Here is a 10,077-nt window from a genome sequence, read left to right as displayed (position 1 = left end):
CTCCTGCCGCGTCGGAGCCGGCTGGCAACGAGTACTTCACCATCACGTTCCCGGGTGCGGCGCAGGCCACGGCCGGTGGGATGGATCTGGGATCGCGCGTGGCGGATCCCGCCTCCCTGCCCGCCTCCGCGGTGCACTACGGTCCGGTGACCACGCAGATCCCTGCGATCCCGTCTCCGCCGCCCGCCGAGGAGCCCACCACCGGTGCGCAGCGGACCTCGGACGGCACCGCCCGGTCCGACCACGACCACGACCGCGGGACCCCCGCGGAGCACGGCAGCCCCGAGGAGGGGCTCTGCGACGGCGATCGCGTCGACCAGGACACGGAGGCGGCCGGCGACGAGCACGCTCCCGCGGCGTCGTCGGAGTCCGCCGACCGCGCTGCGGACGCGCCGGCACCCGCTGGGCCAGTGCGCGCCGTGGACGCCGAGGGTCTCGAGCTGCTCGAACCCAAGGAGTACACCCGGGGCACCGCGACGCCCAAGGTGCTGATCACCCTGCTGCTCGTGGTGCTCGCCGCCCTGGCGGTCGTCCTCGTCATGTTCATCCTCTAGAACCACCAGAAAGGACAGCACACTCCTGTGACTGCCACCACCGAATCCATCGCTCTCGTGCGCGCCGCCGCCGCGGCTGCGGACCAGAAGAAGGCCGAGAACATCGTGGCCTTCGACGTGTCCGAGAGCCTGGCCATCACGGACGTCTTCATGGTCGCGTCCGCACCCAACGAGCGCCAGGTCTCCGCCGTGGTGGACGCCGTGGAGGAGGCGCTGATCGAGCGCTTCGACCGCCGCCCCCTGCGCCGCGAGGGCAAGGGCGAGGGCCGCTGGGTGCTGCTCGACTTCGGCGACGCCGTGATCCACGTGCTCCACGACGAGGACCGGGCGTTCTACGCGCTCGAGCGTCTCTGGGGGGACAGCCCCGCCATCGACGTGCAGCTCCCGCAGGCACCCGCCGGAGCCGCTCCGGGCGCCGACGACGACGACGCCACGCGAGTCGGCTGAGACGCCTCCCGCTGATTTGCGCGGGCCCTCGCATCCTGTCTAAAATAATCGAGTCGTTGACGGGGAGACCGGAAACGCAGACGCCGCCGCACGGTGGCCCGGAGGAAGAATCCGGGTGAACGGGCAGTGATGGAAGCGTGGTAAAGTTTCGCCGGAAGCACGGGGCTATGGCGCAGCTGGTAGCGCACCTGCATGGCATGCAGGGGGTCAGGGGTTCGAGTCCCCTTAGCTCCACCACGAAGGGAAATCCCCTCACCGGAAACGGTGGGGGGATTTTTCGTGCTCGGGGCAGATCAGCGTCCCGCAGCCGCGGGCCGGTGGCGACGGATGGGTAGCATGGATCCGGTCCCGGAACCGACCAACGCCCCCCACCCCTGGAGCACTGCCCGATGCAACGCCTGGTCATAGCCCCGCACATGGACGACGAGAGCATGGGCTGCGGAGGGCTGCTGGCCAAGTTCCCGGACGAGTGCACCGTGGTGGTCGTGGCGGCCGGGGACGAGACCCGCAGCCGTGAGTTCCGCAGCGCCATGGAGGTCCTGGGGGTCCGCCGGACCCGCGAGCTGAACCTGCCGGACGGCGCCGTGGGAGCGGACATGCCCGCTCTCGTCCGGCGGCTGGACGAGATCTGCGCGCAGCTGCGACCGGACGAGCTGTACCTGCCGTTCCCCTCCCTGCACCAGGACCACATCTCCGTCTACGAGGCCGGGATGCGCACCGCCCGGCTGTCCATGTCCCCGGAACACTGGTCCGCCCCGTCCGTGCTGGTCTACGACGTGGCCGTGTACGACGTGAACCTCTACCCGAGCGACCTGCGCTGGAACACCTTCGAGCCGCTGAGCGAGGAGCAGGCCGAGCGCAAGGCCCGGGCGTGCCGCTGCTACGAGTCCGAGATCCCGGGGGAGAACCACCCGATCACCGCGATCAAGGACCTCGCCGCCGGACTGGGGCGGGTCCGTGGGGTGGCGTACGCGGAGCAGTACGCGCTCGTCAGGCACGTGCGCTGATGCGGGTCACCATCCACCAGCCGGACCTGCTGCCCTACTCGGGCTTCTGGTACAAGATGGCGGTCTCGGACGCGTTCGTCGTCTCCCGGCACGACCAGTTCCAGAAGCAGGGCTACCAGCGCCGTGTGCGGATGCGGGGCACGTGGGCATCCCACCGGCTCGTGGGCAAGCCCGCGCTCGTGCCGATCACGGACGTGCAGGTCATGGCCGGGTGGCAGGAGAACCTCGCGCGGGTCATCACGAGCCGCTACCGCGGTGCCCCGCAGTGGGCGAACCGGGGGCCGGCGCTCGTGTCACGCATCCGGGGTTTCACGGGCAGCGCCCTGGACGAGGTCAACCTGCAGCTGATCCACATGATCCGGGACGAGCTGGGCATCACCACCCCGCTGCTGTTCACGGACCCGCCGCAGCAACGGGCCACCGACCGGCTCATCGAGCAGGTCAGGGCCGTGGGCGGGGACGAGTACTACGCGGGATCCGGTGGCCGCGCCTACATGGTGGAGAACCCGGAGGAGTACTTCGCGGAGCACGGTCTGACGCTCACCTGGTCCGACCACGTGCCCGTCTCCGGGGACTCCGTACTGAGCCTGCTGTTCGACCTCGAGGACCCGCTGCCCGCGATCATGAACCACTCTTGAGGGCGAACGGAACCGCAGTGCACGGCCCCGGCGCGGGCCACCACCGGTGTCCGGCCGCCCCGGACCGGCACCGGGGGCGCAGCCGGCGGCCCCGCAGGGCACCAGCGTGGGCCCGGGTGCCTCGGAGCGCCTGTGGGCTCGCGTGCCGCGGAACATCAGGTGGCGCGGCGTGCCACGAGGATGCGGGAAGCCTCAGGCCGGGAAGAGACCCCGCCAGGCGGCGTCGTCGTACGGTTCCAGACCGCCGGCCTGAAGCATGCGGTGCGCCACGAGGTCCCACGTGAACAGCCGGGCCCGCTCCAGCCCTGCCTCGCCCATGCGGCGGGCCGTCTCTGGATCGGCCATGCGGTCCATGGCCGCGACGAGCTCCGGGACGTCTCCCGGGGCCACCGTGAGCCCGGCGGGGCCGATCATGTCCGCCGCCCCGCCGCGTGCGGAGCCGATGCTGGGGACCCCGGCCGCGGCGGCCTCCACATGCACGATGCCGGCGGGCTCGAACGTGGTGGGCACCACGAGGCACGTTGCGCGCGCGTAGAGCGCGGCGAGCCGGCGCTGCTGGTCGGGGTCGTCCGCGCGCAGGAAACCGTGCCCGGTCACGCCCGGGAGATCCACGCGGGGGTGGTTGCCCACGAGGTCCAGCCGCGCGTCCGGGTGGCTGCCGCGCAGCCGTGCGAACGCCGCGAGCAGCGTGGGACCGTTCTTGTCCTCCCACGCCTTGCCCACGAACAGGAAGCGGGGCGAGCTCCAGTCCTTCCCGGACGACGCCGCCCGGTCCGGTTCCGGCCCCGCGGGCCCCGGCACGTGGTTGGCGCCGAGTCCCACGGGGAAGACCGTGCCGGGGTCCGTCCCGAAGTCCTCGACCACCGAGCGGGCCGTCCAGGGCGTGGCCGTGCAGCACGCGGTCGCATTCCTGAACGCCCTGCCCTGGGCCCGCAGCCGCATCCGACGGGTCCAGGCCCCGACCCGGCCCCACTCCAGCTCCCCGGCCTCGATGGCCTGGGGGACCGTGAGGTCCTCGAAGGTGATGACTCTCGGGTGGCGGACCTCGAAGGACGTACCGAGGCGCAGCACCGCGTCCAGGTGGCCCGCGCGAGCGATCCCGTACGAAATCAGCAAAGTCCCGAGCGCGCGGTACTCTGCGCCGATCCGCGCGGCGGACTTGGCATGGTCCACGGCCTCCGGCAGCGGCTGGCCGCGTCGGACCGCGCCGATCCGCGGGAGCATCCGAGGGGCGGCCAGAATCCGCTGCACCGTGGCGTCCACGGGTTCGCCGGCGCGAGCACTGAGCCCCACGACGTCGTGACCCTGGGCCCGCAGCGCCTGCCCGATGCCGCGGGGCGTGCCGGACCACGACGCGGGGTCGAAGGGATCCCCGTGGAAGGCCAGACCCAGCCGGAGCGGGCGGCCAGGACAAGGGGACTCGGGAGGGTGCCCGGCGGGGGAGGGAGCCGTCATGCTCCCACCCTAGACAGCGGCCGGGCCGCCCGAGGACAGCGCCGACCCACCGGCCGCCGACCACCGACACCCTCGTCCCACCAGTCCTCCGGCGCGCCAGGCCACGAAGACTCCGACAACCCGGCTCGCCAGGCCACGGAGACTCCGAGAACCCGGCACCGTGGCACGGCAGGCGAGCCGAGACCGCGCGGCCACGCCGCACCGTGCGGGTGCGGGACCGGGGGTGGGCTCCCGGAGTCCTCGGCGCCGCCCATGCACCAGGGCCTGCCGTGGCAGAATCCCTGACCATGCACTGAACACCTCGCGCCGGAGCCGCTCAGGGCCGTGCGCGGCTTCTGGGCGGCCGTGGGGGCTGGCGCCGGGCACGGCACGAGGTCCGGGGAGGCGGCGCCGAGGTGCCTGCGGGGGCGGCCTCGCGGCGTCGTACCGGGCCGGCGAGGCCCCGGTCCGGTGGCGCGGCATCCGCGGAGTACGATGACCGCCATGCCCAAAACCTGGCCCCGGCAGGGCTCTTCTGCTCCCGGGTGGCGTCCCGTGGCCGTGGCCGCCGCCGTGTTCCTGGTGGTGGCAGTGCTCGTGGCCGCAGCGGTGCTCCTCGTGGTGAACCCCTTCCGTGCCGCGGAGATCCCCACCACCGACTGCACGCGCTACGGTCTCTCCGCAGACGATCCCAGAGCCCATCCGCACACGGTCACCCGTGCCACGGGGGACACCGGGGAGGACCAAACGCAGGCCGGGGCCCTCGGCCGCCTGGACCGGTCCTTCACGGACCGCGGGGTGACCAGCAGCTACCACCTGATCGACGGCGGGGTGGACACCACCCGCCCCGTGGGACTCGTCGTGGACCTGCACGGGGACGGCGGGGCCGAGTTCTACGAACCGGGCGGGCGGAGCACGTGCCTCGCGGCCGTGGCCGCCTCCCACAACGCGCTGCTCGCCGTGCCGCTGTCACCGGACAGCAGGGGGGAGCGCACCTGGTGGCAGGACCTCAGGACCAATCTCGCGTGGCTGCGCGCCCTCACCGAGGACGAGCTGCTCGGGACGACTCCCGTGGACCCCGGGCAGGTGACGTGGATGGGCTACTCCGGTGGGGCCGAGATGATCAGCTACGGGGTGCTCGCGAGTGCGCGGAACCTCGTGACGGGCGGTGCCGTCATGGTGGGCGGTGGCGGAGCCCCGGAGTCCCTGGGCACGCGGGCCACGGAGGAGCGGAAGCGGGACATGAGGCTGTGGTGGTTCACAGGATCCCAGGACACGGGCACCGACCCCGAGGCCGATTTCGACGCCGTGGGCGCGGCGACCGAGGGGCAGGACTTCTACGAGCAGCGGGGGTTCACCCGCACGCGCCTGGAGATCCTGCCGGGCCACGACCACTTCGACATGCCTGACGCCGCCATCCTGGACGAGCTCCTCACGGCGGAAAGCTCTTCCGCACCGTCCCCGGGATGACGCCGGGGCGGGCTCCCGGGCCCGGACGAGCACCGCGCTCCGGGGAGCCGTCAGGGCATCTCCGGACAACTCCATGCAATGGTCCGAGTATTGGACCGCCCACGACCCCTCCCGTATTCTGGCCTCACACACTGGGCCGGCAGGGGGATGTCAACGCTGGGCACCACGGCGCGTTCACGGGATGTCGCGCCGCCGTCAGGGTCGGGGGACCCGGGCGGCTTGATCCGAACACCCGCGCGGACGCGACCTGACCGAGGCTCACGTCCGTCTCCTCCTGCGCCACTGGTCCTTAGCGAGGGGGAGCACAACAGCAGTGGACAGCCACAATCTCAGCGGCGAGGCCCACGAGGCCGGCGCCCCACGGGGCGCAGCCCCCGACAGAGCGGTCTATCCGGTGGAGGAACCACCGGCTCCGCGCACCCTGGTGGACATCGTCCTCGACACGGTCGCGCAGTTCCCGGACGCGATCGCCCTCGAGGACGAGCACGAGTCCGTCCCCTACGGAGAGCTCGAGGACCGGATCGAGGTCCACGTCCAGCGCCTGTGGGACATGGGCGTGGGGCGCGGTGACCGGGTCGGCATTCGCGTTCCCTCCGGCGGGGCGGACCTCTACGTGGCCATCCTGGCCACGCTGTTCGCGGGCGCGGCCTACGTGCCGGTGGACTGGGACGACCCCGACGAGCGGGCCCACACGGTGTGGGAGGAGGCCGGTGTGGCCGCCGTCTTCGGGGAGGGTCTCGAACTGACGCGCCGCACGGCCGTCTCCACGGGCGAGCGGACGGAGACCCCGCGCACGCGGGACGACGCCTGGATCATCTTCACCTCGGGCTCCACGGGCAAGCCGAAGGGTGTGGCCATCAGCCACCGCTCCGCCGCGGCTCTCGTGGACGCGGAGGCCCAGATGTACCTCCAGCGCCGCCCGCTCGGGCCCGGCGACCGCGTGATGGCGGGGCTGTCCGTGGCGTTCGACGCCTCGTGCGAGTAGATGTGGCTGGCCTGGCGCCACGGCGCCACCCTGGTGCCCGCGCCCCGGAGCATCGTGCGCTCCGGCCCGGACCTCGGCCAGTGGATCGTGGACAAGCAGATCACCGCCGTCTCCACCGTGCCCACGCTGGCCTCCCTGTGGCCCAGCGAGGCCCTGGACCGCGTGCGGCTGCTCATCTTCGGGGGCGAGGCGTGCCCCCTGGAGCTCACGAAGCACCTCGTGCGTCCCGGGCGTGAGGTGTGGAACACCTACGGCCCCACCGAGGCCACCGTGATCGCCACCGGCGCCCTGCTGACCGGCGAGGCGCCCATCCGCATCGGCCTCGCCGTGCCCGGGTGGGAGCTCGCCGTCGTGGACTCCCAGGGTGAGCCCGTGGCCTGGGGCGAGACCGGTGAGCTGATCATCGGCGGCGTGGGCCTGGGCCGCTACCTGGACCCCGCCAAGGACGCCGAGAAGTACGCCCCGCTGGAGTCGCTCGGGTGGGAGCGCGCCTACCGCTCCGGTGACGTGGTGCGCGCGGACCCCGAGGGCATCGTCTTCGCGGGCCGCGCCGACGACCAGGTCAAGGTCTCGGGCCGACGCATCGAGCTCGGCGAGATCGACACGCAGATGACCCAGGTGCCCGGCGTGAAGCTGGGCGCGTGCGCCGTGCACTCCACACCGGGCGGCGGCAGCGTGATCGCGGGCTACCTGGTGCCCGAGGACGAGGGGTCCGTGGACCTCTCGGAGGCGCGCCGCTGGTTCGTGGAGCGGCTCCCGGGAGGGATGGTCCCCGCGCTGTGCCTCATGGACGAGCTGCCCATGAAGACCTCCGGCAAGGTGGACCGCAAGGCCCTGCCGTGGCCGCTGCCCACCACCAGCGACGACGGCTCCGCGCCCCTCGAGGGCGACCTCGCGTGGCTCGCGGAGCTGTGGGCGGACCAGCTCGGGCCCCTGCCGTTCGCCGCGGACAGCGACTTCTTCGCGATGGGCGGCAGCTCGGTGGCCCTCGCGCGTCTGGTCTCGGCGCTGCGCCGGAGCCACCCGGACACGGAGATCGCCAAGATCTACGCCCACCCCACCCTCGAGTCCATGGCGGGCTACCTGGCCACGCTCGGGGAGTCCCACGACGTCAAGCGCGATCCGGACCCCGTCCCCGCGGCCGCCGGCTGGTTCCAGGGGGCCTTCATCCTGGCGCTGAACGTGCTCAACGGCTTCCGCTACGTCCTCGGCTCGCTGATCGTGGTGTGGCTGCTCGCGGTCGTCGCCGACGCCGGGTGGGTGCCCACCCCGCCACTGCTGCCCCTGGTTGTGGGCTGGCTCGTGATGTTCTCGCTGCCGGGACGCGTGCTCGTGGGCGCGGCCACCGTGCGTGCGCTCACCGCCGGTCTCAAGCCCGGGCACTACCCGCGGGGGAGCTGGAACCACCTGAGGGTGTGGGCCGCTGAACGCGTGGTGGTCTACAACAAGTACGACGTCCTCACCGGCACACCCATGGCACGCACCCTGCACCGGCTGTTCGGCAACACGGTGGGCAGGGACGCCCACCTCTACAACACCCCGCCGGTCACCGGCCTGGTGCGCGTGGGGGACCACGCCACCGTGGAGTTCGAGGCGGACCTCTCCGGCTACTGGCTGGACGGCGACGTCTTCCACGTGGGCGCGATCGAGATCGGGGAGCACGCACGCGTGGGCACCCGCACCCTGGTGGATCCCGGGATGCACGTGGGTGCCGGTGCCGAGGTGCTGCCGGGGTCCCACGTGAGCCGCGCGGTGCCCGCGGGGGAGCTGTGGGGCGGCTCGCCCCTGCGCCACCACGGCAACGCCGGAACCACCTGGCCGGAGGACTCCCCGGAGGCCACGGGCGGGATGCGCACCTGGGGGGCGCTCACCAGCCACCTGGCGTTCTCCGGAGGCGCGGTCCTGGTGGGGCTGCTGCCCTTCCTGGCACTGATTCCCGGTGCGCTGATCGTGCTCACCCGCGTGGTCACCATCCAGGAGTACGAGGTCGTGTTCCCGATCGTGGCCGTGTGGGTTCCGGTGTTCACCGTGGTCACGGCCGTGGTGTGGCTGCTGCTTGTGGTGGGCCTGGTGCGCCTGGTCTCCGGGATGATCGTCCCCGGGTACTTCCCCCAGAACGGACCGGTGGGGTGGGCCATGTGGCTCACCGAGACGCTCATGCAGCGCACGCTGATCTCCACCTACCCGATCTACGCCTCGTGCATCACCCCGTGGTTCATGCGGCTGCTCGGCGCCAAGGTGGGGCGCAACGTGGAGATCTCCACCGCGGAGACCATCCCGCACCTCACCACGCTGAAGGACGGCTCGTTCCTCGCGGACCACGCCCTGGTGACGTCCCACCGCGCGGGCTTCGGCTGGTTGCACATCGGCACGTCCGTGATCGGTGAGCGCACTTTCGTGGGCAACTCCGGGATCGTGGGACCGGACCGGGACCTGCCCGCGGACGCACTGGTGGCCGTGCTCAGCTCCGCACCCCACCGCGCACCGGCCGGGTCCTCCTGGCTGGGCCGCACTGCGGCGCCGATCGCGCGCGCCAAGACGGAGGCGGATGCCGAGTCCACGTTCCAGCCGCAGCGGCGGCTCAAGGCGGCGCGGGCGTTCGTGGAGCTCTTCCGCTTCCTGCCCGCCATGGTCTCGGCGTGGCTGGACCTGGTGATCGTGTACGTGCTCACGGACATCTACATGTCCCACGGGATGGGGTGGAGCGGTGTGATCGCCGCCTTCGCCTGGTCCGGTGTGGTGCTCACCGTGGCCAGCACCGTGGCGTGCCTGGTGCCGGTGCTCGTGAAGTGGGCGCTGATGGGTCGCTTCCGCGAGAGCGAGCGCCCGCTGTTCAGCTCCTTCGTGTGGCGCAACGAGCTCACGGACGTGTTCGCCGAGTCCCTGGCCGTGCCCTCCATGATCCGCCTGAGCGTGGGCTCGCCCCTGTTCAACGTGTGGGCCCGGCTGATGGGAGCGCACATCGGCCGCGGCGTGTGGTGCGAGACCTGGTGGCTGCCCGAGTTCGACCTGGTGCGCCTCGAGGACAACGTGTCCGTCAACCGCGGCACGGTCCTGCAGACCCACCTGTTCCACGACCGGATCATGCGCATGGAGCCCGTGACCATGCGGCGGGGCTCCACACTGGGCCCCAACAGCTTCGTGCTGCCGGGCGCCACGATCGAGGAGCGCACCACCGTGGCACCGGGATCCCTGGTCATGCGCCAGGAGACCGTGCCCTCGGACGGCAACTGGGGCGGCAACCCCATCCGCCACCTCGAACCGGGGGACCAGGTGGTCAGCGCGCAGGTGCTGCCCACCGCGGCCCCCGCCACGCGCCGGGGATCCCACGCCGCGGCGTCGGGACCCGAGACCATCACGCAGCACAGCACGGGGTCCACCGCCGCGGCCCCCGCACCGACCGCGCTCCCCGCCGGGGACCGCGCCGTTGAGCACCAGGGAGCCACCGAATGACGCAGCAGAGCATGAACGAGAACGTGGCCGAGGGGGATCTGCCTCCCGGGCAGATCCCCCTCGGCCACGTTCTCGTTCATGCTCTGCTG

The 10,077-nt window shown here is 72.2% G+C and carries 7 protein-coding genes, 1 tRNA gene and 1 pseudogene; 8 read left to right on the top strand and 1 reads right to left on the bottom strand.

The window, feature by feature from the left end:
- The 5 genes from D9R02_RS12110 to D9R02_RS09770 all read left to right on the top strand — a co-directional run.
- A partial coding sequence (locus D9R02_RS12110) for a hypothetical protein (protein ID WP_220700423.1) occupies positions 1–554 on the top strand: 554 nt, incomplete at its 5' end.
- A gap of 27 nt (positions 555–581) precedes the next feature.
- A complete protein-coding gene (gene rsfS / locus D9R02_RS09785; RefSeq protein ID WP_102613727.1) occupies positions 582–1,001 on the top strand; it encodes a ribosome silencing factor in 420 nt (139 codons plus the stop codon).
- 161 nt (positions 1,002–1,162) lie between these two features.
- Positions 1,163–1,238 (top strand) — tRNA-Ala (locus D9R02_RS09780).
- A gap of 152 nt (positions 1,239–1,390) precedes the next feature.
- Positions 1,391–2,008 (top strand): PIG-L deacetylase family protein, encoded by a 618-nt coding sequence (locus tag D9R02_RS09775; RefSeq protein WP_102613728.1) that lies wholly within the window; start codon positions 1,391–1,393, stop codon positions 2,006–2,008.
- Positions 2,008–2,646 (top strand): WbqC family protein, encoded by a 639-nt coding sequence (locus D9R02_RS09770; protein ID WP_102613729.1) that lies wholly within the window; start codon positions 2,008–2,010, stop codon positions 2,644–2,646. The genes D9R02_RS09775 and D9R02_RS09770 overlap by 1 nt, the downstream gene beginning before the upstream one ends.
- 192 nt (positions 2,647–2,838) lie before the next feature.
- Here the strand turns inward: D9R02_RS09770 and D9R02_RS09765 are convergent, their stop codons facing one another.
- Entirely contained in the window at positions 2,839–4,101 is a 1,263-nt protein-coding gene (locus D9R02_RS09765; protein ID WP_102613730.1) for a glycosyltransferase family 4 protein, read from the bottom strand.
- A 483-nt stretch (positions 4,102–4,584) separates the two neighbouring features.
- Here D9R02_RS09765 and D9R02_RS09760 point away from each other — a divergent pair, with 483 nt between their 5' ends.
- The 3 genes and pseudogenes from D9R02_RS09760 to D9R02_RS09755 all read left to right on the top strand — a co-directional run bounded on the left by D9R02_RS09760 (position 4,585) and on the right by D9R02_RS09755 (position 9,988).
- A complete protein-coding gene (locus tag D9R02_RS09760; protein WP_223110377.1) occupies positions 4,585–5,550 on the top strand; it encodes an alpha/beta hydrolase family protein in 966 nt (321 codons plus the stop codon).
- A gap of 313 nt (positions 5,551–5,863) precedes the next feature.
- A pseudogene (locus D9R02_RS12305) lies at positions 5,864–6,895 on the top strand (AMP-binding protein); the annotation flags it as partial.
- Positions 6,896–7,144: 249 nt separating this feature from the next.
- Positions 7,145–9,988 (top strand): Pls/PosA family non-ribosomal peptide synthetase, encoded by a 2,844-nt coding sequence (locus D9R02_RS09755; RefSeq protein ID WP_310793822.1) that lies wholly within the window; start codon positions 7,145–7,147, stop codon positions 9,986–9,988.
- Positions 9,989–10,077 lie beyond the last annotated feature (89 nt).

Source organism: Kocuria rhizophila (assembly GCF_003667225.1).
Taxonomy (GTDB): domain Bacteria; phylum Actinomycetota; class Actinomycetes; order Actinomycetales; family Micrococcaceae; genus Kocuria; species Kocuria rhizophila.
This window is presented reverse-complemented; position numbering and strand designations above follow the sequence as displayed.